The organism is Rhizobium phaseoli (genome assembly GCF_003985125.1).
Classification (GTDB): Bacteria; Pseudomonadota; Alphaproteobacteria; order Rhizobiales; family Rhizobiaceae; genus Rhizobium; species Rhizobium phaseoli.
This window is the reverse complement of sequence record NZ_ML133594.1, coordinates 13,968-37,719: the sequence shown is the minus strand read 5'-3', so window position 1 is coordinate 37,719 and position 23,752 is coordinate 13,968. Positions and strand designations below refer to the sequence as shown.

The window sequence follows — 23,752 nt, the reverse complement described above, 5'->3', positions numbered from 1 at the left end:
GGGACGGCCGAACCCGGAGGCCCGGCCGCCAATGCTGTCGATCAGGCCGAAACCTTGGCAAGCGCCTTGGCGAAATCCTCGATCAGGTCGTCGGTATCCTCGATGCCGGCCGAGAGCCGGACGGTGCCCGGCGAGATGCCGAGTTCGGCGCGCGCCTCTTCCGACAGGTTCTTGTGGGTCGTCGTCGCCGGATGGGTGATCAGGCTCTTGCTGTCGCCGAGATTGTTGGAGATCTTGATGATCTCCAGCGCATTCTGCAGCGTGAAGGCCGCCTCCTTGCCGCCCTTCAGCTCGAAGGCGATAAGCGTCGAGCCGCCCTTCATCTGCTTGGCGATGATGTCGGCCTGCGGATGGTCCGCGCGGCCGGGATAGATCACCTTGGCGACCTTGTTCTGCTCGGCGAGGAAATCGGCGATCTTCGCCGCATTCTGCGTCTGCTGCTTCACACGCAACGGCAGCGTCTCGATGCCCTTCAGCAGCGTCCAGGCGTTGAACGGCGACATGGCCGGGCCGGTATGGCGGAAATAGTCGTGCAGGTTCTCGTCGATCCAGGCCTTGTCGGCCAGCACGACGCCGCCGAGGCAGCGGCCCTGGCCGTCAATGTGCTTGGTGGCGGAATAGACGACGATATGGGCGCCGAGTTCGAGCGGTTTCTGGAAGAGCGGCGTGGCAAAGACGTTGTCGACCACGACCTTGGCGCCGACCTGGTTGGCGAGTCTGGCCACCCCTGATATATCGACGACCTCGAGCGTCGGGTTGGTCGGGCTTTCCAGGAAGAACACTTTGGTGTTCGGCCGGATTGCCTCTTCCCAGTTCTTGAGGTCGCGGCCGTCGACCAGCGTGCATTCGATGCCGTATTTCGGCGCCAGTGTTTCCACCACCCAGCGGCAGGAGCCGAAGAGGGCGCGCGCGGCGACGATATGGTCGCCCGCTTTGACCTGGCAGAGGATCGCCGCGCTGACGGCGGCCATGCCGGAAGCGGTGGCGCGGGCGTCTTCCGCACCTTCGAGCATGCACATGCGCTTTTCGAACATGTCGTTGGTCGGGCTGCCGTAGCGGGCGTAGATGTAACCGTCCGTCTCGCCCTTGAAGCGGGCTTCGGCCGCTTCCGACGTGTCATAGACGAAGCCCTGCGTGAGATAGATTGCCTCGGATGTTTCGCCATATTGCGAACGCAGCGTGCCGCCATGGACGAGTTGGGTTGCCGGGCGCCAGGTCTTGCTCATGCCATCACCTTCACATAACAAAAAAACCGGCCGCAAAAGCAGACCGGTTCACAACCCGGTCTTTTTAGCCACTTGTTTAACGTGGCTGCAAGCCGACCGGCCAAATCACCACGGGATAATTCTGCAATACTGCTGTTAGCTGCTTGCGTCAATTCCCCGTATTTGGTTTTGTCGGCGCAAAAGATGGATGGGGCATGATGGCTCGCGATACTGGAATTCTGGCGGACCGCGCGATCTCCGCGCTGTTTGAAACGGGGCGTCTTAACTCCGAGCGGGAGCTGGACCGCGATCAGATCCAGCCGGCAAGTCTCGACCTACGCCTGGGGAGCAAGGCCTTCCGCGTGCGCGCCTCCTTCATGCCGGGGCCTTCGCATCTCGTGTCGGACAAGCTCGATCGCCTCAGCCTGCATGTGATCGATCTGTCTCAGGGCGCGGTGCTCGAAACCGGCTGCGTCTATATCGTGCCGCTGATGGAGAGCCTGGCGCTGCCGGCCGACATGTCGGCCTCGGCCAATCCGAAGAGCTCGACCGGCAGGCTCGATATCTTCACCCGCGTCATTACCGATTACGCCCAGGAATTCGACAAGATCCCGCCAGGCTATGCCGGCCCGCTCTATCTCGAAATCAGCCCGCGCACTTTCCCGATCGTCGTGCGCCGCGGCTCGCGCCTGTCGCAGATCCGCTTCCGCGTCGGCCAGTCGCTGCTCGGCGAGCCGGAACTGCTGAAGCTGCATGAAAGCGAGACGCTGGTCGCCAGCAAGCAGCCGAACGTATCGGGCGGCGGCATCGCGCTGTCGATCGATCTCAGCGGCGATAAGGACGGCCTGATCGGCTATCGCGGCAAGCATCACACCGCCGTCGTAGATGTCGACGAGAAGGACCAGCACGATATCTTCGATTTCTGGGAGCCGCTCTATAGCCGCGGCCGCAACGAACTGATCCTCGATCCTGATGAGTTCTATATCCTCGTCTCGCGCGAGGCCGTGCATGTGCCACCGGATTATGCCGCCGAGATGACCCCCTTCGATCCGCTGGTCGGCGAATTCCGCGTCCATTACGCCGGCTTCTTCGATCCGGGCTTCGGCCATGCCCCGGCCGGCGGCCGCGGCAGCCGCGCCGTGCTCGAAGTGCGCAGCCACGAAGTGCCCTTCATTCTCGAAGACGGCCAGATCGTCGGCCGTCTCGTCTACGAGCACATGCAGGAAAAGCCCGCCAGCCTCTACGGCTCCGGCCTCGGCTCCAACTACCAGGCCCAGGGCCTCAAACTCTCGAAACACTTCCGCATCTGACAGCTTGCGTGCCGCGTGACTTGACAGCGGCCCCCATCTGTTGGAAATCTCAGCGCATCGCGGGTGTAGCTCAATGGTAGAGCAGCAGCTTCCCAAGCTGAATACGAGGGTTCGATTCCCTTCACCCGCTCCACTGATCCTTGCGGCGACGCCCAACTAATCCCCGAAAAACCGGATCGGCTTGTATCGCCGATGCGCGATGATCAGGCTTCGGTCGGGCTGGATGATGTAGGTTTCTTCCACCTGCTGGCCGTACTGGTCGATAAAATCATGCGGGAAGCTGGAGCCGGGTGGCGATTTGGTGAGCTTGCTGCGCGGCTGGCCGTTATAGGTGATGCTGCCCGGGATCGGCTCGAGGCCGGGGCCGCCATAGTAGGAAACGCTGTTGCACCCGGCAAGAATGAGGGTGCCGATAAGGCCGAGGAGTGCGGGTTTCATGTCCATCCCTTCCGATGCGCCGAGGCGGCGATCTTACTCCTGATTGCATCTTGCTCGCCAGTTGAAACGCAGTCTCTACCTTCACGCCTTCGCGAAGCATCGCCTGGAGCGTCGTGACCGCTTCAGCCTTTCCATTGCCGAAACCGGCGCCTTCTGCTAGATCGGCATCGTCGAAAAAGGCAGGATCGGTTGAGGTAAGCCCGATCCCTTCCGTCTAAGCGTCAAAGCGCTCTGACGAAGCTCTGCTCCGTGCCCCAGGGCACGAGAACCCGCGACGTGATCCGCATGGAAATGCGGGATCCCGGCGGCGTGCGGAGACGGCAAAAGGCAGTCCCGGGATTTTTTTGAACGGAGACTGTCAATGCGCCTGAACCATCTCGATTTTCACGTACCCGATATTGCCGAGACGGCGGATTTCTTCATCCGTCATTTCGGCCTGAAGCTGAAGGATATGCGCGGCAACAACGGCCTGGCGATCCTGGAGGACGCTGCCGGCCTCGAAATCGTTCTCAGCCACGCCATCGCCAAGTTCGGCACCGCCGACCAGGTGGAGATAGGCCGCCAGACCTATCATATCGGCTTCATTCTGCCGGAAAGGGGTGATGTCGATACTGTCCATGCCGGACTTGTCGCCGCTGGTGCCGTGCTCTCCGGTCCGCCGGCCGCCATGCGCGGCGGCTGGCTGTTCTATTGCACGGCGCCCGGCAATATCCTCGTCGAGGTTGGTTGGCGGCCGGGTTAGAGTGGGACGGAGCCGGTAAACGCGGTTAAGAGGGACATGCCGCGACCTCTCGGTTCCCTCTTCTCCCCTCGGGGAGAAGGTGCCCGTAGGGCGGATGAGGGGGCCGACGAAGCCGGATTCAGCGGACTGTTCGCGACGGCGTTGCGGTCGGACGGGTGGAATAGACGATTACGGAAAGGAAGTCCGTGTGGCCCCCTCATCCGCCTGCCGGCACCTTCTCCCCGAGGGGAGAAGAGAATTTGCGGCAACCTCTCTGTTCCTCAGAACTCCGTCCAGTCACCATCCTGGCTTTTCGGCGTGCTGCCGCCGCCGAAGGCGTTGGCGAGGGTCTGGCTGAGGGCGCGGGCCGGTGAGGCGGTCGGACGGGCCGTGCCTTCCCGGGCGACGCGGATTGCCGGGGCCTTGGCCACCGGGCGCGCGGGCGGGCGCGGTGCTGCGGCCGGCGGGCGGGTGGAGGCGATCGGGGCGGCGGCGGCGAAGCTGCCGGTGCCGGTCAGCCGGAACTGGCCGAGCAGGTTGTTGAGCGCCGTCGCCTCCGTGGCGAGGCTGTGGCTGGCGGCGGTCGATTGCTCGACCATCGCTGCGTTCTGCTGCGTGCCCTGATCCATGGTGTTGACGGCGGTGTTGATCTCCTGCAGCCCGATCGACTGTTCGCGCGAGGCTTCGGCGATCGCATGGACGTGCTGGTTGATTTCCTGCACTTCGCTAACGATCGCATCGAGCGCCTTGCCGGTGTCGCCGACCAGAGTGACGCCGGTTTGCACATGCGTGCCGGAATTGGTGATCAGGTCCTTGATCTCCTTGGCCGCCATGGCCGAACGCTGGGCGAGCTCGCGCACCTCCTGGGCGACGACCGCAAAGCCCTTGCCCGCTTCGCCGGCGCGCGCCGCCTCGACGCCGGCATTCAGCGCCAGCAGATTGGTCTGGAAGGCGATGTCGTCGATGACGCCGATGATGTTGCCGATCTCGACCGAGGACTGTTCGATCTGCTGCATGGCGGAGACGGCCTTGCGGACGATCTCGCCGGATTTTTCGGCGCCGAGGCGGGTGCGGGTGACGAGCTGGCTCGCCTCCTCGGCGCGTTTGGCGGCGTCGCGCACCGTCGTGGTGATCTCTTCGAGCGCCGCTGCGGTTTCTTCGACCGAGGCCGACTGCTGTTCCGTCCGCCGGGAAAGCTCGTCTGCCGAAGAACGGATCTCGTTGGCGCCGGCGCCGATTGCCCGCGCATTGGCGCCGACCGCCTGCAGGGTCTCGTTGAGCTTTTCGACCGAGTGGTTGAAATCCTGGCGCAGCGCGTCGAGATGGGCGACGAAAGGCTCGTCGAGCTGCGCGGCGAGATCGCCGGCGGCAAGGCGGCGCAGGCCGTCGCCGAGGGCTGTGACGGCGTGTTCGAGTTCGGAAGCCTCGCGGGTCTTCTGCGCCTCGCGTTCGCGGCGCTCGCCGTCGCTGACGCTGCGGTCTGCCTCGGCGCGGGCCTCGATCTGACGGCGCTCGATGGCGTTGTCGCGGAAGATCGAAACGGCCTTGGCCATCTGGCCGATTTCATCGCCGCGGTCGAGGCCGCCGATCTCGCTGTCGGTGTCGCCCTCGGCAAGGCGCGTCATGCGTAGTCTGAGCCTCGCCATCGGGCCTGCAATGCCCGACTGTGCAACGGCGACGCCGATGCCGATCGCGGCGAGAACGGCAATGCCGATCAGGAGGAAGCAGAAGGTGATCCGGCCGTTGACGGAAGCCGACAGCGCGTCGCCGCCGTCATTGAGCAGCGCCATCATCGCATCATTGTTGGCGATCATCTTCGGCGTCAGCGCATTGAGCTTGGCATTCATCAGGGCGACATTGGCGAGCGCGCCGGCGCTATCCTTGGCCTTGCTCTGTTCGATGATCTTGTTCGCCAGGGCTTCGATGTCATCGATGCCTGCCTGAATTTCGTCTATCGCCGCCTTGCGGCTCGGCACCAGCGCCAGCGCCTGCTTCAGCCGGTCGCGCGCCTGCGGCAGCTTGCTCGGCGTGGCGAGCGCCGTCTCGAAAGCCGGCGTATCGGGCTTCATGTCGGCGAGCAGGGTGACCTGCAGCACCGAGGCCACCACCGAGGCGCTGGCGCGCGCGCTCTGCATCGAGGCCAGCGCCTCATGATCGATGAAGGCGCTGTAAGCGGCGTCCGCACGGCGAAAATCGGCGATGATATAGATCAGCCCGGCCATCGTGATCAGCCCCATGAGCGCCACGACCGACAGGATTTTCGTACGGATTTTCAGATGCTTCAGCATAGAAACGTTACCCGATTGGCCGGGCGTGCCGCACCGGCGCTGTGAAATCAATTGTTACAAACAGAGCGCTGACGCGTGCATCATGCGATCGGCCGGCGGGGCCGATAACGTCGCCACAAATAAAAGGGCACTATTCTTTAATTCCGCCCTAATGCCGGTGTGGAGAATGCCCATAATTTTGAGGGAGGAGTTTTACGCCGGAACCCGAGAGGGCCTCTCCTGCAGGGGCCTCGAAGGGGAGGCGGGTGCGCTGACGGATCATGGATGCACGAAGCAGCGTTGGAGCGTGTCCTTCGAGGCTCCGGCCTCCGGCCTACGCACCTCAGGATGAGGAGCCTTGGAGATTGCCGCACTGATAATGATGGGCAGCGGCGGATGCCACGTCCTCTCCGACCTCATCCTGAGGTGCCCCGCAGGGGCCTCGAAGGACGAGGTCGGCCACTGGCGATGGGTGGGCGCAAGAGGCAGGGTTGGAGCGTGTCCTTCGAGGCTTCGGCCTTTGGCCTACGCACCTCAGGATGAGGAAGGTTGGAGGATCGCCGCCCGCGACAGGGGGCGTGGGGGCTGCGCCTCGGTGCTGACGAATGCCGTGCCGACGCCCAAGAGAGCCTCATCCTGAGGTGCGCAGGCCAAAGGCCGGAGCCTCGAAGGACGGGGCGGGCGTTCCGGCGTCGGATACACGCATATTCCCCACCAGCCATGACTCTGATAGATCTCGCCGAAGCGGCAACGTTTCGCGCTGAACCGAGACCGGATGACAATAATGCAATCCAAACTGGCCTCCCTCACCCTGAAGGGATTTCTCGCGTTCGGGCTGTTGCTCTTTTCAAGCCTTGCCGCCTCCGCCCAGCAGGCAGCACCCTCGCTGCCGCTGCTCTTCGATGCCCGTGAACGTCTTGCGCGGCCCGATCTCTCGTCGCTGGTGCGCCTGCGCTTCCTGACATCAGTCGATTTCCCGCCGTTCAATTTCACCGATCAGAACGGCAAGCTTTCCGGTTTCAACGTCGATCTCGCCCGCGAAATCTGCGGCGAGTTGGAAATATCCGACAAGTGCCAGATCCAGGCGATCCCCTTTGCCGATCTCAAGGATGCGCTTGCTGCCTCGCAGGGCGATGCCGTCATCGCCGGCCTTGCGGTGACGCCGGAGCTGCGCCGACGGTTCGTCTTCTCCCGGCCCTATCTGATGCTGCCGGCGCGCTTCGTGCGCAATCTTGCCGCACCCGTCGAGGGCAAGACGGCGGCCGCCCTTGCCGGGCGCCCGGTCGGTGTCGTCAAGGGAACGGTACACGAGGCGATGCTGGCCGCCTTTTTTCCGGCGCTGAAGGCCGAGCCCTTCGACACGAAGGAGGCCCTGCTTGGGGCGCTGAAGGAACGCAAGGTCGACGCCGCCTTTGCCGATGCGCTGCAGCTTTCCTTCTGGGTCTCTTCGCCGGCCTCGGACAAATGCTGCGCGCTGTTCGACGGCCCCTATCTGTCCGAACATTTCCTCGGCGAGGGCATGACCATCATGCTGCGGCAGAAGGATAGCGTGCTGACCTCAGCCATCGACCACGCGCTTGCCGCGCTGTCGCGCAGCGGCCGTCTGCAGGAACTCTATCTGCGCTATTTCCCCTACGGGCTTTACTGAGCCCCAATGCATGTCGCCCGGAAGTGTGCAGCGGTTCCGGGATAACGACATGCATAAGAACAAAGAGCTTTACTGATCAGCCCTTGCGGAAGCGGGCAATGGCGCTACGCTCGATCGCCGCGCAGGTGAGCTTGTCGAGACCGAGCCGGTCGCGCAGCAGGCTGAGCAGCCTGAGTTCCTCGGCCTTGACAGAAAGATCGGCGGAAGCCACCTCGACGGCCAGCGCATAGGCCGTGTCGTAGAGTTTTGCCGGCAGCGTGTCGCGCACGGTTTCGAGAACGACGTCGAGGCCCTCGGGCCCGGCGAGCAGCGAGGCGCAGTCGCGCGCCACCGAAATCAGCGTGTCCTCGTCGAAATCCCGGAACACCGGCAGGAAGCCGATCAGCTGGCCGATCCTTTCCATCTCCCTGTCGTTCATGGTGCTGTCGACGGCAGACGCCATCACCATAACGTAGATCAGGGCATCATGGGCGGAAAGCGGCTTGTTCATCTCTGATTCCTTTTTCGGTGAGCGGAGATTAGGAATTGGCGGCCGCCTTTACAAGGGAGCGGCAGCATCGCGGCGCCCAGGACATCCGTCATTTGCGGCGCGGGTCGTCGCCGTAAATGCCTTTCTGCGCCTGCTTCGCCTTGTCGGCGACGGCGCCGAGCGGCGAACCCGCCTCGGCTTCGGCCCAGCCGCTTTCGGCGAGCCATGTGCCGAGATCCTGCGCGCCGAGCCGGCAGGCGGCGGTCACCGTCCCCTTCCATTCCGCCATGTCGAGGTCGCAGGTGAGGCTGCGGCTGCGCAGGAGTTGGCGCAGGGCCGTCTTCGCCAGCATGCCGCAGGGCCATTGCCGGCCTGCCGGCCCGCAGATCCTGTCGGCCGGTGTCGGGACGATGCCGGCAAGCTGAAGCCGGCGTTCGCCAAAGGAAAGCACGCCGGCATTTTCGGCGACCGGCCGTGCCAGCTCGATCGGCTTCTTCGCAACCGGCCCCGCCGCTTGCCCGCCAGGCGTTTCAGATGGGGGCGGCGGATCGGCCGTCGTGCGTTCGGCCGGGGCGGGGGAGGGAGCGGCCGGTTGGGCCCCGCGCGCAATGATTTCGGCATCTGCATCCGATATCGGCGCCGGCGGGGCTGCTGCCTCGGGGGCGGTTTCCGCCGCGGTGTCGGTTGCTGGTGCCTCTGCGGTGATCACATCCTCGCCGCCTGTTCCGCCGCGCAGCCTTGCTTCTGCTGATATCAGCAGGCCGGCCACGACCGCCATTCCTGCGAGACCAGTGAAGACGGCGGCAGGGCGCATGGAATATCTTCCTATTGGCTGGCCCAGATGATGCGGGCGATCCACTCGACGTCGGACAGATCGAGCGTCCGGTTCGGATGTTCGGGATTGAGCGACATCAGCTCGATCGACCGGGGGCTCTGGCGCAGCAGCACCTTGGCCATCACCTCGCCCTCGCGGGTGCGCACGACGACACGGTCGTTGCGGCGCACCTGCGCGCCGGGCTCGACGATGAGCACGTCGCCGTCGCGGTAGAGCGGCATCATGCTCTCGCCCTGCACCTCCAGGGCATAGACGCCCGATTTCTGCGACGGGGCAGCCGGAAACTCGACCACGTCCCAGCCTTGCCCGGCCGGAAAGCCGCCATCGTCGAAGAAGCCGCCGGCGCCGGCCTGCGCGAAGCCGAGCAGCGGAATGGCGCCGCCCTGCGGCTGAAACCGGCTGTCCGGCCGCTGGGCGAGCTCGCCGGTCCGTTCTGCGGCAGTGCCGCCCGGCGGCAGGAGGGCGAGAAACTGCTCCATGCTCGCCCCTGTCGCATCGAGCACCTTGGCGATCGATTCGGTCGAGGGCCAGCGCAGCCGCCCATCGGCCGAAAGCCGTTTCGACTTGTTGAAGGATGTCGGATCGAGCCCGGCGCGGCGCGCAAGACCGGATGGCGTCAGGTCGTGCCGTGCGGCAAGCCTGTCGATCGCCTCCCAGATCTGCTCGTGTGACAGCATATGCGCCCGATTCCGTGCAGCCTATCCGAGGCCGCGCTTCAGCCGGCCGGAGTGTAACCGACCGGGTGGCGCGCGTAAAGGTAAAGGAGGAATAAAATCCTGCTATCGGCGGTTTCGGCCGCCCTCAGGCGACCATCGCCATGTTGATCTTGCCGAGCTGGATGACGGCCTGCGTGCGGCTGTCGACGTCGAGTTTCAACAGGATCGCCGAGACATGCGCCTTGATGGTCGCCTCGGAGACGCCGAGTTCATAGGCGATCTGCTTGTTCAGCAGCCCTTCGGCGAGCATGGTCAGCACCCGGCTCTGCTGCGGCGTCAGCGTATGCAGGCGGTGGATCAGGTCGGCGACATCGGGGTCCTGCTCCTGGCCGTCGCGATAGCTTTCCGGTGTGGCGATATCGCCGGCAAGCACCGTCTGGATGCTGCGGCGAATGTCTTCGATGCCGGAGGATTTCGAGATGAAGCCGGACGCGCCGAGTTCCAGCGCCCGTCGGATCGTCGTTGCGTCGTCGCTGGCCGAGACGATGATGATCGGCAGGCTGGCGAATTCGGCGCGCAACGCCATCAGCCCGGAAAAGCCGCTGACGCCGGGCATGGCGAGGTCGAGCAGCATCAGGTCGGCGTCCGGATGGGCGCCGGCTGCGGTCCGCGCGGCGGCGAAGTCGCCGGCTTCGACGATCGATTGACGGCCTTCCATGCCGATGACGGCCTGGCGCAACGCATCGCGGAAAAGCGGATGGTCGTCGGCAATGATGATGGTCTGTTCCTGCATCGAAAACTCCCTCCCAAGAGCCCGATCATGCTGCATGCGACGCCGTCCCCACCGCGCTCCATGCATGCCTGCTGATATGACTATATCAGATCAGGTCTTCTGCGGAAGGGGATTGGTCTTTTCCTCGGTCTGGAACTCCTTCACCATCCCCATGAAACTCTTCATCATCTTCTCCATGATGCTGATCGAGCGGTCGATCTCGGCATCGCTCGGCAGCGCCCGCTGGACGAGGCCGCCCTGTTCCAGCTTCGTTACCCGCTGCGAAAGCCGGTCGAGTTCGTCCTCATAGGCCGCCCGCTCGTCGGCGGCCATGCGGCAGACGAGCGCGCCGTCCTTGTCCTGGCAGATCGACATGGCGCCGGTCTGGCGGTCGAGCCGGACGAAATGATCGCCGCTCCTTTCCAGCTGGAAGCGGCCCGCATCGGCCTCGGCCGCGACAGCTGCCAGCGGCAGGAGAACAGCGCCAAGTGTGAGAGCCAAAATCTTCATCGTCTCATCCTCCGGATTTTGCTTGTGCAGGTCCTGTTTTTTAAGCGCCGGGGCGTGGACATTGCCGCCTCTTTCCGGCAAAGCGCTGGTGATCGAGGACCAGCAATCGCGAGGCCATGATGACCCTGACACCGACCCTTTACAAGATCGTGACGGAAACGCTCTGGCAGCAAGCCAGACAAAGCGGTGTTTTTCATGGCGCCGGCATCGATCTCAAGGACGGCTTCATCCATTTCTCGACGGCTGAACAGGTCAAGCAGACCGCCGCCCTGCATTTTGCCGGCCAGTCCGGCCTGATGCTGGTTGCCGTCGATGGCGGCGGCCTCGGCGACAAGCTGATCTTCGAACCCTCGCGCGGCGGCGATCTGTTCCCGCATCTCTATGCCGATCTGCCGCTAGCGGCCGTGCTCTGGGAGGTGCCATTGCCGCTCGACGAGACCGGCGCCCATATTTTCCCGGAGCTGCAGCCATGATCGATCCCTTCAAGCGTCTCGCCCGCAAGGGCCTCTTCCTGTTCGATCCGGAAACGGCGCACGGCATGTCGATCGCGGCGCTGAAATCCGGGCTGGTGCCCGCCTGCCAGATCACCCCGGATCCGCGCCTTCGCCAGACCGTCGCCGGCCTTACCTTCGAAAACCCGCTCGGCATGGCGGCGGGTTACGACAAGAATGCCGAAGTGCCGGAGGCGCTGCTGAGGCTCGGCTTCGGCTTCACCGAGATCGGCACGGTGACGCCGAGGCCGCAATCCGGCAATCCGCGTCCGCGCATCTTCCGCCTGGTCGAGGATGAAGCCGTCATCAATCGCCTCGGTTTCAACAATGAAGGCCATGAGGCTGCTTTCGAGCGGCTCTCGGCGCTGACGGGCAAAGGCATTGTCGGCGTCAATATCGGCGCCAACAAGGACAGCGAGGACCGCATCGCCGATTATGTCGCCGGCATCCGCTGTTTCTATTCCGTCGCGCGCTATTTCACCGCCAATATCTCCTCACCGAATACGCCCGGCCTGCGCGATCTGCAGGCGCGCGAAAGCCTTGCGGCGCTGCTGTCGGCCGTGCTGGCGGCGCGCGATGAGATGGCTGAGAGATCCGGCCGGAAGATCCCGGTCTTTCTGAAGATCGCCCCCGATCTGACCGAGGAGGGCATGGACGATATCGCCGCCGAGGCGCTGGCGCATCCGCTGGATGGGCTGATCGTCTCCAACACCACGCTGTCGCGCGAGCGCCTGAAAGATCAGCGCCAGGCCAAGGAGACGGGCGGCCTCTCCGGCGTGCCGCTGTTCGAAAAGTCAACCGCCGTGCTTGCCAAGATGCGCAAGCGCGTCGGCGCCGCGCTGCCGATCATCGGCGTCGGCGGCGTCTCTTCGGCCGAAACCGCACTGGAGAAGATCAGGGCGGGTGCCGATCTCGTCCAGCTCTATTCCTGCATGGTCTATGAAGGCCCCGGTCTGCCCGGCGATATCCTCCGCGGCCTCTCGGCGCTGCTCGACCGCGAAAAGGCTGGCACAATCGGCGAGCTACGCGACAGCAGGCTCGATTACTGGGCGGCGCGGAAGGTCTGATCGGCGCGCGGCCTGACCAGCATCGCCAGGAAAAAGCCGCGGAACAGCAGGAAGGCGTTCATCGCCAGCCACAGGCCGTGATTGCCGAAGAGCGGCACGAAGACGGCGAGCATGGCGAGGTAACCGGCAAAGGACATCAGCATCCGGTTGCGCATGTCGACCGACCATGTCGCGCCGATGAACACCCCGTCCATCAGGAAGGCGAGTGCGCCGGTGAGCCCCGTCACCGCCGCCCACGGCAGGTAGGTGCCGGCCGCCTGCCGCACCTCCGGCGAGGTCGTCAGCACCGAGATCAGCCAGGGCCCCGCGAGCAGGAAGAAGGCGGAGACGATCGCCGCCAGGCCGAAGGACCAGAGGGTCGTCAGCTTCAGCCCGCGGTCGAAGGCCGGCCGATAGTGCGCCCCGACCGCTCGGCCGGTGATCTGCTCGGCGGCATTGGCAAGCCCATCGAGGTAATAGCCTGACAACAGGAAGAAATTCATCAGCACGGCATTGGCGGCAAGCGTCACTGCGCCAAAGCCGGTGCCGATCCGCGTCATGATCGCGAAGGCGCCGATCAGCACGAAGGTGCGGATCAGGATGTCGCGGTTGAGTGCGAAGAGCTCGGCCAGCCGATGGCGGGAAAGGATTTCCGGCCAGGCCGGCCGTTCCGCCCTGGCAAAGCCGCTGAGCACGATGAACAGCCCGGCGAGCGCGCCGGCCACCTCGCCAGCCAAGGTTCCCCAGGCGACGCCGGCCACACCCCAGCCGAGCGACAGGCCGAGATAGATGGACAGCAGGATGTTGATGCCGTTGATCAGCGCCTGCAGCAGCAGTCCGACGCCGCCCTGTCCGCGCCCGAGCACGAAGCCGAGGATGGCGTAATTGGCCAGCGCCGCCGGCGCCGCCAGGATGCGGATCGAGAAATAGGTGGCGGTCGCCTCGGCGATCGCGCCTTCCGCGCCCATCAGCCGCAATCCTGCCGCCTTGAGCAGAGGCGAAAGACAGAGCAGCGCCAGCCCGCAGCCGAGCGCTGAGATCAGCGCTCTCGCAAAGACCGCCTGCTGTTCGTGCTGGTCCCGCCGGCCATAGGCCTGCGCCGTCAGTCCTGTCGTCGATGCCCGCAGGAAATTGAAACTGCCGAGGATGAGATCGAAGAGCATTGCCCCGATCGCCAGCCCCGCCAGCGCTTCCGGGTCCCCCATATGACCGACGACGGCGGTGCTCGTCAGCCCGAGCAGCGGCGTCGTCAGGAAGCCGAGCGTCATGGGAATGGCGATCGAGAGCACCAGCCGGTGCGTGACCTCGAAGGCAAGGGAATGACTGTTGCTGCGCGTATCCATGCTTGCCCCATATCGAGGCCGAATCGCCTCAGCTCGATAGCACCATCGCCCAATAGGGCAGGTTCCTGGAAGATGAATTATGGGCGACGGCGACGCCGAGGCCGTCATAACGCCCCAGCATGTTTTCCAGATGATGCGGAGAGTTGATCCAGGCCGTCACCACTTCATCGACGCTCCGCTGGCCGGAGGCGATATTCTCCGCCGCCGGCAGCTGCACGCCGCTCGCCTTGACGCGGGCGCCGAAACTGTCGGTCATGCCCATGAGATGCGCCATTTTGCCGGCGCTTGCCATGCGTTTGGCCTGGAACAGAGCGGCCGTCTGCGCCGCCGGATCGACCTCAAGCGGCGGCAGGCCGTTCTTGGCCCTGAGCTGGTTGACGAGCGGCAATACACTTGCCGTCTCGTCCTCGCCGTTCGAAGGGGTGCCGGCAAGGCGCGGCGTGGTGGTGCAGCCGGCGATGCCGGCGGCGAACGCCAGTCCGGAAAGACGCAGCAGGCCGCGGCGGGAAAGATCGATGGAGGTCATGTTACCGGTGATAGCTGAAAAGGCGAAGGATGAGGAAGAGCGGAATGACGATCGTCGCTCCGAGGAGGAGATAGTCGCCGACGCGCCCGAGCGCTGAAAAACCGCGGTGCCAGATTTCCAGGATGAAGTCGCGGAACCCATAGATGATGTTCCACGGCGTCAGGCCGAAGACGGTCATGACGAAACCGACGATCAGCGACACGACGATGAGTTTTATCAATGTGCGGCCGAGCGAATCGCCGAGGAACCTGTTCACCTGATCGGACATGCGCCATCTCCTGTTTGCCCTTGGAATAGGGTTGCGGCGCGCCGCCCGCAAGCCCTTTCCGGGATTGGCCGCTTCGCCTGTGAAATAGGACTTGAGTTTTTTTGTGGCCGCCGCCAGATGCAGGCAAACGCAGGTCGCGCAAAGTGTGCAGCGGATTGCGCTGACGACATGCTTAAGAGCCAACAGGTCTATCCATGCAGCCCCACCAGCTTTCCTCCGGCGATGTCATCGCCGACCGCCGCGCCGATTATGCCCGGATGCTCGAAGAGGGCGGTGAGCCGGGGGCGGCGGCCGAGCTGATGGAACAGGCGCTCGAACTCGCACCGGCCTGGGCCGCCGGCTGGTATCGCCTCGCCACCTATCGCGAAAAGGCGGGCAAGGCGGAAGCCGCGATCGAAGCCTATCGCAACACGCTTGCCCTCGATCCCGAAGATATTTTCGGTTCGGCCCTCAAGCTTGCCCTTCTCGGCGATATCGCCACACCCGACCGGCCGCCGAGCCGCTATGTCGAGCGCCTGTTCGACGATTATGCCGACCGTTTCGAAACCGCGCTCGTCGAAAAACTCGATTACAGCGTGCCGCAGAAGCTCGCAGCCCTCGTTTCTGCCACCGGCAGGCACTACGCATGCGCCGTCGATCTCGGCTGCGGCACCGGCCTGCTCGGCCCCGAAATCCATGGCCGTGTCGGCCGCCTCGAAGGTTTCGACCTCTCGCAGAACATGCTGGCCAAGGCGGCCGAGAAGGCGGTCTACGATCACCTCGCCCAGGCCGACCTGTCGCTTGCATCGGATCTTTCCGGCCTCTTCGCCGATCGGCCACGCGGCCGCGCCGATCTGGTGACGGCAGCCGACGTGCTGATGTATCTCGGCAATCTCGAAAGCGTCTTTGCCATCATCGACGATCTGGCCGGCGCCGGCGCCGATCTTGCCTTTTCCGTCGAAGACGCGGGGGAGGGCGAGACCTTCCATCTCGCGCCGTCGCTGCGTTATGCCCATTCGGAAGCCTATGTCACGATGCTGCTTGCCCGTCACGGCTTCGAAATCCTCGACATAGCCAAGACCGTCATTCGCAAAGATGGCGGCAAACCGGTGGCCGGCATTCTGTTCCTTACGCGCAAGCCGGCCTGAGCGAATGTTTCTTGCGATTTTTTAATAGGACAGCATTACTTACCTATTTCGCTTGATCGGCCGCCGGAAAGCCTGATATTGCAAGGATATCCGAAGAGCGCGCGGCGATAAGACGCCGAGCGCTCGACTCATTTCACACTCGAAAATCCACCGCGTCCGGATGTCTCCGGACGTGCTCGCGAACACGTCTGCTGTTGGAGACTGGCGACATGACACAGCTCATCAATGCCCTCGGCGTCTGGAATACGAGCGCAACGCGTCACTCTCCGATCGAAGACGTGCAGGGCATATTCTCCGGCAGTCTCGTCGCAGCACTCGGCCTTTACGTGCTTGCCAGCGCCGGCCTGCTCACCGGCAGCACCGCCGGCGTCGCCTTCCTTCTGCACTACGCTTTCGGCGTCAATTTCGGCCTCGCCTTCTTCCTGCTCAACCTGCCGTTCTTCTATCTCTCGTGGAAGCGTCTCGGCATGGCCTTCACGATGAAGACCTTCATCGCCATCGGCCTGACCTCGGCGATCGCAGATCTGCAGTCGCGTCTCTTTTCCATTTCGAGCATCCATCCGGCCTGGGCGGCCCTTCTCGGCGGCCTGCTGCTCGGCTTCGGCGCGCTGGCTCTCTATCGCCACCGCGCCAGCCTCGGCGGCGTCGGCATTCTCGGCGTCTATCTGCAGGAGCGCTTCGGCATCCGCGCCGGCCTCGTCCAGCTTGCCATCGATATGTGCGTGCTGGCCGCCGCCGTCTTCGTCACCACGCCGCCGGTGGTCTTCTATTCCGTCCTCGGCGCCCTGGTCCTCAACCTTTTCGTCGCCATCAACCACCGCGCCGACCGCTACATCGCCCTCTGACATTACAAATCCGTAAGCCATTCTAAACAAAACGTAACTTGCCTGTCATCGGCCCCGGCGCGACACTTCAACCCGCGCCGGATTTGATGAGGTGAACTATGTCAGATTTGGAAAAGCTTGTGAGACGCCGCATGCAGGAAGAATACGCCAGGGGCGCTTCCGCAGACGAAATCGCGAAGGTCGTCCGCGATCTGCTCAACAGCATCGACCTCTCGGGCGATGGGTCAGACGCGGTTGCCGTACGGGCCACGACCGGTCGCGAGTAACGGATATTCAACCGACCCGAGATTTTCGGGTCGGTTGTTGGGATTGCCGTCTCCATTGCGCCAACAGCAGCCCTCCATCCGTCTAACGCAACCGCCGCCTGGGGCGAGCTGCGTCCCAGTCCAGACAAAGGTGCCTGCGGGGCAGATGATGAGGCTGAGCAGCCCACGTCAAAATCGCAGCCGCGCCCCGATTTCTCGCTATTCTTGCTCCAGAAATCACCCACACTCCGTCATCCTCGGGCTTGACCCGAGGATCCATGCCGCCCCCACCAGCGGGGCCACGGATCCCAGGCTCAAGGCCTGGGATGACGGAGATTGGGAGGGCCGTTTTGCCAAACTCGCTGTCGACGAAGCGGATGACACGTCACTCTTCCTGCTTCAGCGCGCTGCCGCGTGTCCCCGGCCTCAAGCCGCCTTTGTCACCGCATCGATCGGATGCTGCGAGCGGAAGCCGACGGCGAGCCGGTTCCAGACATTGATGGCGCCGATCGTCACGGTGATCTTCGTCATCTCCTCTTCGGAGAAATGCGCCTTCAACGTTTCGTAATCGGCATCCGGCGCGCCCGTCTTGGCGATGTTGGTGACGGCGTCGACCCAGCCGAGCAGGGCGCGTTCGCGGGCGTCATAGACCGGCGATTCCCGCCAGACGCACATCAGGTTGATCCATTGCTCACTGAGCCCGTCGTGGCGGGCTTCCTTCACATGCATGTCGACGCAATAGGCGCAGCCGTTGATCTGCGAGGCGCGCAGCTTGATCAGGTGGATGAAGCGGCGCTCCAGGCCAGAGGTCTGGACATATTGTTCGAGTGCGGCGACGGCCTTGTAGGCATCGGGGGCGGCTTTGGCGAAGTTGAAACGCGGTTGCATGTCTTTCTCCTTTGATAGGGCTCAGCGAGCCGTCTTGCGTTCGTGGATTTCGAGGAAGGCGCAGCCTCGGGCTGCGATCGATCCGTCGTCGAGGGCATTCAATTCGATGCCGAGATCGGCAATGCTGGTCTTGGCGAGTTCGGCCCGATAGACCCGTTCGGCCCGCAGCATCGCCGCGCTGATATTGCAGGGCTTGGCGAAGAAGCGGTCGGAGACCGGGTTCGGGCCGCGCTGGCGGATTTCGGCGCAGCGGAACGCCGGCGCCGGTCCTTCGACGGCGAGCAGGATATCGAGCAGCGAAATCTCTTCCGCCGCCTTTGCCAGCTTATATCCGCCCCGCGGTCCCGGCACGGTATCGAGGATGCCGGCGCCCGACAGCGCCTGCAGATGTTTCAACAGATAGCTCGTCGACACCCCATGGAATTCCGCCAGCGCCGCGGCCGACAGCACGCCGCCTTCGGAGAGGCCGGAAAGCATTGCAACGCTATGAATGGCTTGCTCGACGCCGTCGCTCATCTTCATGGAGCCGATCTCCTTATCGTGGATAAAATATATCCATGATTATGCCGGCTGTCAACTGTTGTCCTCGCTGCTTGTCGCTTGCCTTTATGGTAACGGCGGATAGAACCGGGAAAAACGACAGGGGAACATCATGGCAGCCAACGCCTTTACAGGCCTTCTGAACTCCAGCGCCGACCGCCACTCGCTGTTCGACGACGCCCAAGGCATCGTCGCCGGCAGCATGCTTGCCGTGCTCGGCGTCTCGCTCCTCTCCGGCGCCGGGCTGCTTGCCGGCGGCACGGCGGGTCTTGCCTTCCTCGCCCATTACGCGACCGGTTTCAGCTTCGGCCTCTGCTTCTTCGCCGTGAACCTGCCCTTCTATTATCTCGCCTTCCGCCGCATGGGGCCGGCCTTCACCATCAAGACCTTCGCCGCCATCGCGCTGACCTCCGTTCTGTCCGAATTCGTGCCCGGCTTCATTGGTATTGGGCACGTCAATCCTATTGCCGGTGCGCTCTTCGGCGGCCTCGTCATCGGCGCCGGCATGCTGGCGCTCTTCCGCCACCGCGCCAGCCTCGGCGGCATCGGCATCCTCGCCCTCTATATCCAGGATCGTCTCGGCTGGCGCGCCGGCCTCGTCCAGCTCGGCTTCGACTGTCTAATCCTGGCGCTCTCCTTTCTTGTCGCCAGCCCCTCGATCATCGCCTGCTCCGTGCTCGGCGCCATCGTGTTCAACCTCACGCTCGCCATCAACCACCGCAAGGACCGCTATATCGCAGTCTAAGTCAGGCAAGCAGCGCATGATATCGCCCGGAAACCGCTCGCACTTTTCGGCATCATGCGCGTAAGCGGATGGCGGCTCTTCTATTTCCCTGCGCTTTCACTACCTTCAGGGCGTGGACCAGATCGATTCCGAAGCCAGCGCCCAGCTTCCTGCCGCCTTTACCCGCTGGTTTGCGGAAAAGGGCTGGCGTCCGCGCGCCCATCAGCTGGAGCTGCTTGCCCGCGCCGAGGCTGGCGAAAGCACGCTGCTGATTGCGCCGACCGGCGCCGGCAAGACGCTTGCCGGCTTCCTGCCGTCGCTCACCGATCTCACCCGTCGCGGCAAGATTCCGCCCGGCTCCGCCTTCACCGGCATTCACACGCTCTATGTCTCGCCGCTGAAGGCGCTGGCGATCGACATCGAGCGTAACCTGATGAAGCCGGTGGCGGAAATGGGCCTGCCGGTCACCGTCGAAAACCGCACCGGCGATACGCCGAATGCCAAGCGCCAGCGCCAGAAGCTCAATCCGCCGGATATTCTGCTGACGACGCCCGAGCAGGTCGCGCTGCTTCTCGCCAGCCGCGAGGCCGAGCGTTTCTTCAAGGATCTGAAATATGTCGTGCTCGACGAGCTGCATTCGCTCGTCACCTCCAAGCGCGGCCATATGCTGTCGCTCGGCCTTGCCCGCTTGCGCCGCCTTGCCCCAGGCCTCAAGACCATCGGCTTGTCGGCGACCGTCGCCGAGCCGATGGATCTGCAGAAATGGCTGGTCGCCCAGCAGGAGGGCCGGGAGCATCACGCCGGCCTCGTCGTCGTCGAAGGCGGCGCCAAACCTGACATTTCGATACTGTCGACCGAAGAGCGCATTCCCTGGGCCGGCCATTCCGCCAAATATGCCATTCCCGATGTCTACAGGCAGCTGCTCGACCACCAGACGACGCTGCTCTTCGTCAATACCCGCAGCCAGGCCGAAATGCTCTTCCAGGAGCTCTGGACGATCAATGACGACAACCTGCCGATTGCCCTTCACCACGGCTCGCTCGATGTCGCCCAGCGCCGCAAGGTCGAGGCGGCGATGGCCGAAAACCGGCTGCGTGCCGTTGTCGCCACCTCGACGCTCGATCTCGGCATCGACTGGGGCGATGTCGATCTGGTCATCCATGTCGGCGCGCCCAAAGGGGCGTCGCGTCTTGCTCAGCGCATCGGCCGCGCCAACCACCGAATGGACGAGCCCTCGAAGGCGATCCTCGTGCCGGCCAACCGCTTCGAGGTCATGGAGTGCCAGGCAGCGCTCGATGCCAATTATATCGGCGCACAGGACACGCCGCCCGTCGGCCGCGGCGCGCTCGACGTGCTTGCCCAGCATGTGCTCGGCATGGCCTGCGCCGAACCCTTCGACATGCTGGAACTTTATGACGAGATCACCAGCGCCTCGCCCTATGCCGATCTCAGCTGGGAAACCTTCGAGCGCGTCGTCGATTTCGTCGCGACCGGCGGTTATGCGCTCAGGACCTACGAACGTTACGCCCGTATCCGCAAGACCAAGGAGGGTCGCTGGCGCGTCTCCAATCCCGCCGTCGCCCAGCAATATCGCCTCAATCTCGGCACCATCGTCGAAAGCCCGATGCTGAATATCCGCATGGTCAAGCGCGGCGAGGGCGGCCGGATCGGCCGCGGCGGCGCGACGCTGGGCAAGGTCGAGGAATATTTCCTCGAACAGATGTCGCCGGGCGATACCTTCATCTTCTCCGGCAAGGTGCTGCGCTTCGAAGGCATCCGCGAAAACGAATGCCTGGCGTCACAGGCTTTTTCGCTCGATCCGAAGATCCCCGCCTATAATGGCGGCAAGTTTCCGCTGTCGACCTATCTCGCCGAGCAGGTGCGGGCGATGATCGCCGATCCCGACCGCTGGCGCCAGCTGCCAGATCAGGTGCGCGACTGGCTGTCGCTGCAGACGGACAAGTCGATGCTGCCGAAGCGCGACGAGTTCCTGATCGAAACCTTCCCGCGCGGCAGCCGCGGTTACATGGTCGCCTATCCCTTCGAGGGCCGTCTCGCCCATCAGACGCTCGGCATGCTGCTGACGCGCCGGCTGGACCGGGCGGGCGCCAAGCCGCTCGGCTTCGTCGCCACCGATTATTCGCTCGCCATCTGGGGACTGGAGGATATGGGCCTGATGATCGCCAACGGCCGGCTCAGTCTGTCCGACCTCTTCGACGCGGATATGCTGGGCGATGATCTCGAAGCCTGGCTCAACGAATCCTTCCTGCTGAAGCGCACCTTCCGCAATTGCGCCGTGATTGCAGGCTTGATCGAACGCCGCCATCCCGGCAAGGAAAAGAGCGGCCGCCAGATCACCGTCTCCGCCGATCTGATCTATGACGTGCTGCGCAGCCACGAGCCGGATCACATCCTCTTGCAGGCGACGCGGCAGGATGCGGCGACCGGACTTTTGGATATAAGCCGACTTGGCGATATGCTGATGCGAATCAGGGGCCACATCACCCATCGCCCGCTCGACCATATTTCTCCGCTCGCCGTGCCGGTGATGCTGGAGATCGGACGCGAGGCGGTGCCGGGCGAGGCCCATGATGCGCTGCTCGCCGAAGCGGCCGACGATCTGATCGCCGAGGCGCTGGCCTGAGACCTGTTTGGGAATAACGACCGTGATGAACCGCCTGGCGCTCGCGCGCGACATTTCAGGATTGGCCACTATGCCGGGCATCGAGACATCGATCCACGGCATCGCCGCCGTCTGCGATCCGCTCGGCGCTCTCTATCTGCCGGACGCCGGCCTGCTCATCGTCTCCGATCTGCATCTGGAAAAAGGTGCCGCTTTTGCCCGCCGCGGCATGATGCTGCCGCCTTACGATACGCTGGCGACCCTGACCGTGCTGGCCGCTGTCATCTCCCGGTATGATCCGAAGCTCGTCGTCTCGCTCGGCGACAATTTCCATGATCGCATCGGCTCCGCGCATCTGCCGGAAAACTTTCGCGCGCTGATCGTCGGCATGGCGCGCGGCCGCGAGTGGCTCTGGATCAACGGCAACCACGATCCCGACGGTGTCGTCGATCTGCCGGGTAGCTGCGCCGACGAGATGCATTATGCCGGCCTGACCTTCCGCCACGAGCCGAAAAATGGCCTGCAGAGCGGCGAAATCGCCGGCCACCTGCACCCGTCGGCGACCGTGCGCCGGCGCGAGAGATCGATCCGCCGCCCGTGTTTTGCCACCGACGGCGCCCGCCTGCTGATGCCGGCCTTCGGCGTCATGAGCGGCGGCTTGGATCTCGGCCATCAGGCGATGAAAGGCCTGTTCGACACATCCTCGCTGGTGGCGCATCTCTTGGGGCGCGATCGGATTTATTCGGTGCGGTACGGGAATTTGCGGGGGTAGCGATTGCTATTCGGATAGGGCGTGCCGCGCCAGCCCCCTCTGCAACCCTTTACTCAATCACACCCCTGCAATTGCTGCTGATACGTCCCGGCCATCCGCGCGAACTTCTGCGCGGTCTGCTGCAACTGTCCGTTCGCGCGCCAGTCGCCGCGCTTGTAGCCTGTCGGCCCGGAATAATAGGCGAGATAGAGATTATAGGCATCGTTTAGCGGAATGCCGGTCTCCACGCTGTTTTGATAGTGGTACCAGCCGATGAAATCGATCGCGTCGGTGAAGTTCGTCCGCCGCGCCGCCCAGTTGCCGGTTTGCGACTGATAGTGATCCCACGTCCCGTCGAGTGCCTGCGAATAGCCATAGGCGGTCGATGGCCGGGTCCAGGGAATGAAGCCGAACAGCTTGGTACGCGGCGGCCGCGCATAAGGCTGGAAGCCGGATTCGGTATACATCGTCGCCATCAGGATCGGCACGGGCACGCCGTATTTCTTTTCGGTGCGCTCGGCCGCTCTTTGCCAGCTGGAAAAAAGCCCCTCGCGCTGGTCGAAGACGGCGCAGATGTTCCTCGTCTGCTTCGGCGCCGTTGCGCAGCCGGCAAGCAGCGCCAGCCCCACGACGGTCAGAACGATACGAGTACGCATAACAAAACCTCTCGTTTCAGAGAGATTACTAACTCGTAAATGTTAAGAACCGGTTTTTAGTCGAATACGAGGTTTTTTGGAGAGGGCTGCCGGTTCCGACCGGGGGCGTTCCGCGGACGGTACAGCCCGGGCATCGCACAGCCGTGGCCCACAACCGCTACACCTTGACCGGTTCATAGCGCAGGATCACCGCGCCGCTTGCCGTCGTCGAGGATTCAATGAGCTTCAGCGGCACCTGGGCCGCAGCCGGTTTGAAAAGCGGATTGCCGGCGCCGAGGATGACGGGCACCACGCAGATCCTGATTTCATCGACGAGGCCGGCCTTCAGCAGGCTGTCGGCAAGATCAGCGCTGCCGAAGATGAAGATCGTCTTGCCTTCCTCTTGCTTCAGCCGCGTCAATTCGGGGATCGGATCGCTGACGATACGGGCATTGTTCCAGCCGGGCTCGGTCATCGTCCTGGACACGACGATCTTGGCGATGCCGTTCATATAGGCCTTGATCCTGCCTTCGCCTTCTGCGGTCGGCCAGTAGGAGGCCATGCCCTCATAGGTCTTGCGGCCGAAAACCAGGAGATCGCCTTCTTCGCCGAACTGCTCGGCATAGCGCTGCAGCTCGGGTCCCCAGGCAAGATTGTGGAAGTCGATATCCCACGGCTTCGTGCCTTCGAAATACCCGTCGAGCGTCATCAGGTTCCAGACGATAAGCTTTCTCATCTCCATCCTCCTTCTCGATTGTCGAATTTAAACCGGTTGCTAGTCAAAACCGGTCTGAAGCTAAAGTGACAGATTGCGAAATGCAAGCGGTTTTTGCGAAGGGCGGATGAGGCGCGTCGGGGTATGTGCGGTC

The 23,752-nt window shown here is 63.7% G+C and carries 26 protein-coding genes, 1 tRNA gene and 1 riboswitch; of the genes, 12 read left to right on the top strand and 15 right to left on the bottom strand.

The window, feature by feature from the left end; genetic code table 11:
- Positions 1 to 41: 41 nt before the first annotated feature.
- The gene (locus EFD56_RS29100; RefSeq protein WP_126906956.1) at positions 42 to 1,226 is read right to left on the bottom strand and encodes an O-succinylhomoserine sulfhydrylase; all 1,185 of its coding nucleotides are present in this window, start codon (positions 1,224 to 1,226) and stop codon (positions 42 to 44) included.
- A gap of 43 nt (positions 1,227 to 1,269) precedes the next feature.
- Positions 1,270 to 1,348: riboswitch (SAM riboswitch) on the bottom strand.
- Positions 1,349 to 1,420: 72 nt separating this feature from the next.
- Between EFD56_RS29100 and EFD56_RS29095 the strand changes: the two genes are divergently transcribed.
- A complete protein-coding gene (locus tag EFD56_RS29095) occupies positions 1,421 to 2,515 on the top strand; it encodes a 2'-deoxycytidine 5'-triphosphate deaminase (RefSeq protein WP_164736879.1) in 1,095 nt (364 codons plus the stop codon).
- A 59-nt stretch (positions 2,516 to 2,574) separates the two neighbouring features.
- Positions 2,575 to 2,648: transfer RNA gene (locus EFD56_RS29090), tRNA-Gly, on the top strand.
- A gap of 23 nt (positions 2,649 to 2,671) precedes the next feature.
- On the opposite strand, the gene EFD56_RS29085 is transcribed toward EFD56_RS29090, so the two are convergent.
- Complete coding sequence (locus tag EFD56_RS29085) at positions 2,672 to 2,953, bottom strand: hypothetical protein (protein WP_029531648.1); 282 nt, start codon at positions 2,951 to 2,953, stop codon at positions 2,672 to 2,674.
- Between the two features lie 361 nt (positions 2,954 to 3,314).
- Here EFD56_RS29085 and EFD56_RS29080 point away from each other — a divergent pair, with 361 nt between their 5' ends.
- Complete coding sequence (locus EFD56_RS29080; RefSeq protein WP_126906954.1) at positions 3,315 to 3,695, top strand: VOC family protein; 381 nt, start codon at positions 3,315 to 3,317, stop codon at positions 3,693 to 3,695.
- 260 nt (positions 3,696 to 3,955) lie between these two features.
- Here the strand turns inward: EFD56_RS29080 and EFD56_RS29075 are convergent, their stop codons facing one another.
- Positions 3,956 to 5,962, bottom strand: coding sequence for a methyl-accepting chemotaxis protein (locus EFD56_RS29075; protein ID WP_126906953.1), 2,007 nt, complete (start codon positions 5,960 to 5,962; stop codon positions 3,956 to 3,958).
- Positions 5,963 to 6,722: 760 nt separating this feature from the next.
- Between EFD56_RS29075 and EFD56_RS29070 the strand changes: the two genes are divergently transcribed.
- Positions 6,723 to 7,589 (top strand): transporter substrate-binding domain-containing protein, encoded by an 867-nt coding sequence (locus tag EFD56_RS29070; RefSeq protein ID WP_064836230.1) that lies wholly within the window; start codon positions 6,723 to 6,725, stop codon positions 7,587 to 7,589.
- A 76-nt stretch (positions 7,590 to 7,665) separates the two neighbouring features.
- Here the strand turns inward: EFD56_RS29070 and EFD56_RS29065 are convergent, their stop codons facing one another.
- From EFD56_RS29065 to EFD56_RS29045, 5 genes are all read right to left on the bottom strand, one after another.
- Positions 7,666 to 8,079 (bottom strand): tellurite resistance TerB family protein, encoded by a 414-nt coding sequence (locus tag EFD56_RS29065; protein WP_004673725.1) that lies wholly within the window; start codon positions 8,077 to 8,079, stop codon positions 7,666 to 7,668.
- Positions 8,080 to 8,167: 88 nt separating this feature from the next.
- Positions 8,168 to 8,872, bottom strand: a complete 705-nt coding sequence (locus tag EFD56_RS29060) for a thermonuclease family protein (RefSeq protein ID WP_126906952.1) — start codon at positions 8,870 to 8,872, stop codon at positions 8,168 to 8,170.
- An 11-nt stretch (positions 8,873 to 8,883) separates the two neighbouring features.
- Entirely contained in the window at positions 8,884 to 9,570 is a 687-nt protein-coding gene (locus EFD56_RS29055; RefSeq protein WP_126906951.1) for a S24 family peptidase, read from the bottom strand.
- A gap of 124 nt (positions 9,571 to 9,694) precedes the next feature.
- Complete coding sequence (locus EFD56_RS29050; protein WP_064681233.1) at positions 9,695 to 10,342, bottom strand: response regulator; 648 nt, start codon at positions 10,340 to 10,342, stop codon at positions 9,695 to 9,697.
- A 90-nt stretch (positions 10,343 to 10,432) separates the two neighbouring features.
- Positions 10,433 to 10,831 carry a hypothetical protein gene (locus EFD56_RS29045; protein ID WP_126906950.1) on the bottom strand — a complete coding sequence of 133 codons (399 nt, stop codon included), beginning with the start codon at positions 10,829 to 10,831 and terminating at the stop codon, positions 10,433 to 10,435.
- A gap of 119 nt (positions 10,832 to 10,950) precedes the next feature.
- On the opposite strand from EFD56_RS29045, the gene EFD56_RS29040 reads away from it, so the two are divergent.
- Positions 10,951 to 11,304 (top strand): DUF952 domain-containing protein, encoded by a 354-nt coding sequence (locus tag EFD56_RS29040; protein WP_126906949.1) that lies wholly within the window; start codon positions 10,951 to 10,953, stop codon positions 11,302 to 11,304.
- Positions 11,301 to 12,389 (top strand): quinone-dependent dihydroorotate dehydrogenase, encoded by a 1,089-nt coding sequence (locus EFD56_RS29035; RefSeq protein WP_126906948.1) that lies wholly within the window; start codon positions 11,301 to 11,303, stop codon positions 12,387 to 12,389. Before EFD56_RS29040 ends, EFD56_RS29035 begins: the two co-directional genes overlap by 4 nt.
- On the opposite strand, the gene EFD56_RS29030 is transcribed toward EFD56_RS29035, so the two are convergent.
- The 3 genes from EFD56_RS29030 to EFD56_RS29020 are packed head-to-tail and all read right to left on the bottom strand — an operon-like array spanning position 12,365 to position 14,505.
- A complete protein-coding gene (locus EFD56_RS29030; RefSeq protein WP_126906947.1) occupies positions 12,365 to 13,711 on the bottom strand; it encodes an MATE family efflux transporter in 1,347 nt (448 codons plus the stop codon). The genes EFD56_RS29035 and EFD56_RS29030 overlap by 25 nt on opposite strands.
- A 28-nt stretch (positions 13,712 to 13,739) precedes the next feature.
- Positions 13,740 to 14,237: a CAP domain-containing protein gene (locus tag EFD56_RS29025; RefSeq protein WP_126906946.1), complete on the bottom strand. Its 498-nt coding sequence runs from the start codon at positions 14,235 to 14,237 to the stop codon at positions 13,740 to 13,742.
- A 1-nt stretch (position 14,238) separates the two neighbouring features.
- Entirely contained in the window at positions 14,239 to 14,505 is a 267-nt protein-coding gene (locus EFD56_RS29020; protein WP_004675818.1) for a DUF6460 domain-containing protein, read from the bottom strand.
- 194 nt (positions 14,506 to 14,699) lie between these two features.
- Here EFD56_RS29020 and EFD56_RS29015 point away from each other — a divergent pair, with 194 nt between their 5' ends.
- The 3 genes from EFD56_RS29015 to EFD56_RS33535 all read left to right on the top strand — a co-directional run bounded on the left by EFD56_RS29015 (position 14,700) and on the right by EFD56_RS33535 (position 16,743).
- Positions 14,700 to 15,632 carry a class I SAM-dependent DNA methyltransferase gene (locus EFD56_RS29015; protein ID WP_126906945.1) on the top strand — a complete coding sequence of 311 codons (933 nt, stop codon included), beginning with the start codon at positions 14,700 to 14,702 and terminating at the stop codon, positions 15,630 to 15,632.
- Between the two features lie 209 nt (positions 15,633 to 15,841).
- Positions 15,842 to 16,477, top strand: coding sequence for a YitT family protein (locus EFD56_RS29010; protein ID WP_126906944.1), 636 nt, complete (start codon positions 15,842 to 15,844; stop codon positions 16,475 to 16,477).
- A gap of 131 nt (positions 16,478 to 16,608) precedes the next feature.
- A complete protein-coding gene (locus tag EFD56_RS33535) occupies positions 16,609 to 16,743 on the top strand; it encodes a hypothetical protein (RefSeq protein ID WP_281040063.1) in 135 nt (44 codons plus the stop codon).
- Between the two features lie 405 nt (positions 16,744 to 17,148).
- On the opposite strand, the gene EFD56_RS29005 is transcribed toward EFD56_RS33535, so the two are convergent.
- Both EFD56_RS29005 and EFD56_RS29000 read right to left on the bottom strand, forming a co-directional pair.
- A complete protein-coding gene (locus EFD56_RS29005) occupies positions 17,149 to 17,610 on the bottom strand; it encodes a carboxymuconolactone decarboxylase family protein (RefSeq protein ID WP_126906943.1) in 462 nt (153 codons plus the stop codon).
- Positions 17,611 to 17,631: 21 nt separating this feature from the next.
- Positions 17,632 to 18,132, bottom strand: coding sequence for an RrF2 family transcriptional regulator (locus EFD56_RS29000; protein ID WP_004672867.1), 501 nt, complete (start codon positions 18,130 to 18,132; stop codon positions 17,632 to 17,634).
- 130 nt (positions 18,133 to 18,262) lie between these two features.
- On the opposite strand from EFD56_RS29000, the gene EFD56_RS28995 reads away from it, so the two are divergent.
- From EFD56_RS28995 to pdeM, 3 genes are all read left to right on the top strand, one after another.
- Positions 18,263 to 18,895, top strand: coding sequence for a YitT family protein (locus EFD56_RS28995; RefSeq protein WP_064836374.1), 633 nt, complete (start codon positions 18,263 to 18,265; stop codon positions 18,893 to 18,895).
- A gap of 112 nt (positions 18,896 to 19,007) precedes the next feature.
- Complete coding sequence (locus EFD56_RS28990) at positions 19,008 to 21,518, top strand: ligase-associated DNA damage response DEXH box helicase (RefSeq protein ID WP_126906942.1); 2,511 nt, start codon at positions 19,008 to 19,010, stop codon at positions 21,516 to 21,518.
- 25 nt (positions 21,519 to 21,543) lie between these two features.
- The gene (pdeM, locus tag EFD56_RS28985) at positions 21,544 to 22,269 is read left to right on the top strand and encodes a ligase-associated DNA damage response endonuclease PdeM (RefSeq protein ID WP_039751328.1); all 726 of its coding nucleotides are present in this window, start codon (positions 21,544 to 21,546) and stop codon (positions 22,267 to 22,269) included.
- A gap of 53 nt (positions 22,270 to 22,322) precedes the next feature.
- Here pdeM and EFD56_RS28980 read toward each other — a convergent pair whose 3' ends face one another.
- Positions 22,323 to 22,904, bottom strand: a complete 582-nt coding sequence (locus EFD56_RS28980; protein ID WP_010017588.1) for a transglycosylase SLT domain-containing protein — start codon at positions 22,902 to 22,904, stop codon at positions 22,323 to 22,325.
- 157 nt (positions 22,905 to 23,061) lie between these two features.
- Positions 23,062 to 23,619: a dihydrofolate reductase family protein gene (locus tag EFD56_RS28975; RefSeq protein ID WP_126906941.1), complete on the bottom strand. Its 558-nt coding sequence runs from the start codon at positions 23,617 to 23,619 to the stop codon at positions 23,062 to 23,064.
- Between the last annotated feature and the right edge of the window lie 133 nt (positions 23,620 to 23,752).

Excerpts from the sequence above, each read along its gene's own strand:
- EFD56_RS29040 (WP_126906949.1), top strand. The coding sequence starts at position 10,951 with ATGACCCTGACACCGACCCTTTACAAGATCGTGACGGAAACGCTCTGG.
- EFD56_RS29065 (WP_004673725.1), bottom strand. The coding sequence starts at position 8,079 with ATGAACAAGCCGCTTTCCGCCCATGATGCCCTGATCTACGTTATGGTG.
- EFD56_RS29075 (WP_126906953.1), bottom strand. The coding sequence starts at position 5,962 with ATGCTGAAGCATCTGAAAATCCGTACGAAAATCCTGTCGGTCGTGGCG.
- EFD56_RS29035 (WP_126906948.1), top strand. The coding sequence starts at position 11,301 with ATGATCGATCCCTTCAAGCGTCTCGCCCGCAAGGGCCTCTTCCTGTTC.
- EFD56_RS29015 (WP_126906945.1), top strand. The coding sequence starts at position 14,700 with ATGCAGCCCCACCAGCTTTCCTCCGGCGATGTCATCGCCGACCGCCGC.
- EFD56_RS28975 (WP_126906941.1), bottom strand. The coding sequence starts at position 23,619 with ATGAGAAAGCTTATCGTCTGGAACCTGATGACGCTCGACGGGTATTTC.
- EFD56_RS29060 (WP_126906952.1), bottom strand. The coding sequence starts at position 8,872 with ATGCGCCCTGCCGCCGTCTTCACTGGTCTCGCAGGAATGGCGGTCGTG.
- EFD56_RS29045 (WP_126906950.1), bottom strand. The coding sequence starts at position 10,831 with ATGAAGATTTTGGCTCTCACACTTGGCGCTGTTCTCCTGCCGCTGGCA.
- EFD56_RS29010 (WP_126906944.1), top strand. The coding sequence starts at position 15,842 with ATGACACAGCTCATCAATGCCCTCGGCGTCTGGAATACGAGCGCAACG.
- EFD56_RS28980 (WP_010017588.1), bottom strand. The coding sequence starts at position 22,904 with ATGCGTACTCGTATCGTTCTGACCGTCGTGGGGCTGGCGCTGCTTGCC.
- EFD56_RS33535 (WP_281040063.1), top strand. The coding sequence starts at position 16,609 with ATGCAGGAAGAATACGCCAGGGGCGCTTCCGCAGACGAAATCGCGAAG.
- EFD56_RS29020 (WP_004675818.1), bottom strand. The coding sequence starts at position 14,505 with ATGTCCGATCAGGTGAACAGGTTCCTCGGCGATTCGCTCGGCCGCACA.
- EFD56_RS29030 (WP_126906947.1), bottom strand. The coding sequence starts at position 13,711 with ATGGATACGCGCAGCAACAGTCATTCCCTTGCCTTCGAGGTCACGCAC.
- EFD56_RS29005 (WP_126906943.1), bottom strand. The coding sequence starts at position 17,610 with ATGCAACCGCGTTTCAACTTCGCCAAAGCCGCCCCCGATGCCTACAAG.
- EFD56_RS29095 (WP_164736879.1), top strand. The coding sequence starts at position 1,421 with ATGATGGCTCGCGATACTGGAATTCTGGCGGACCGCGCGATCTCCGCG.
- EFD56_RS29100 (WP_126906956.1), bottom strand. The coding sequence starts at position 1,226 with ATGAGCAAGACCTGGCGCCCGGCAACCCAACTCGTCCATGGCGGCACG.
- EFD56_RS29000 (WP_004672867.1), bottom strand. The coding sequence starts at position 18,132 with ATGAAGATGAGCGACGGCGTCGAGCAAGCCATTCATAGCGTTGCAATG.
- EFD56_RS29050 (WP_064681233.1), bottom strand. The coding sequence starts at position 10,342 with ATGCAGGAACAGACCATCATCATTGCCGACGACCATCCGCTTTTCCGC.
- EFD56_RS29080 (WP_126906954.1), top strand. The coding sequence starts at position 3,315 with ATGCGCCTGAACCATCTCGATTTTCACGTACCCGATATTGCCGAGACG.
- EFD56_RS28995 (WP_064836374.1), top strand. The coding sequence starts at position 18,263 with ATGGCAGCCAACGCCTTTACAGGCCTTCTGAACTCCAGCGCCGACCGC.
- pdeM (WP_039751328.1), top strand. The coding sequence starts at position 21,544 with ATGAACCGCCTGGCGCTCGCGCGCGACATTTCAGGATTGGCCACTATG.
- EFD56_RS29025 (WP_126906946.1), bottom strand. The coding sequence starts at position 14,237 with ATGACCTCCATCGATCTTTCCCGCCGCGGCCTGCTGCGTCTTTCCGGA.
- EFD56_RS29055 (WP_126906951.1), bottom strand. The coding sequence starts at position 9,570 with ATGCTGTCACACGAGCAGATCTGGGAGGCGATCGACAGGCTTGCCGCA.
- EFD56_RS29085 (WP_029531648.1), bottom strand. The coding sequence starts at position 2,953 with ATGAAACCCGCACTCCTCGGCCTTATCGGCACCCTCATTCTTGCCGGG.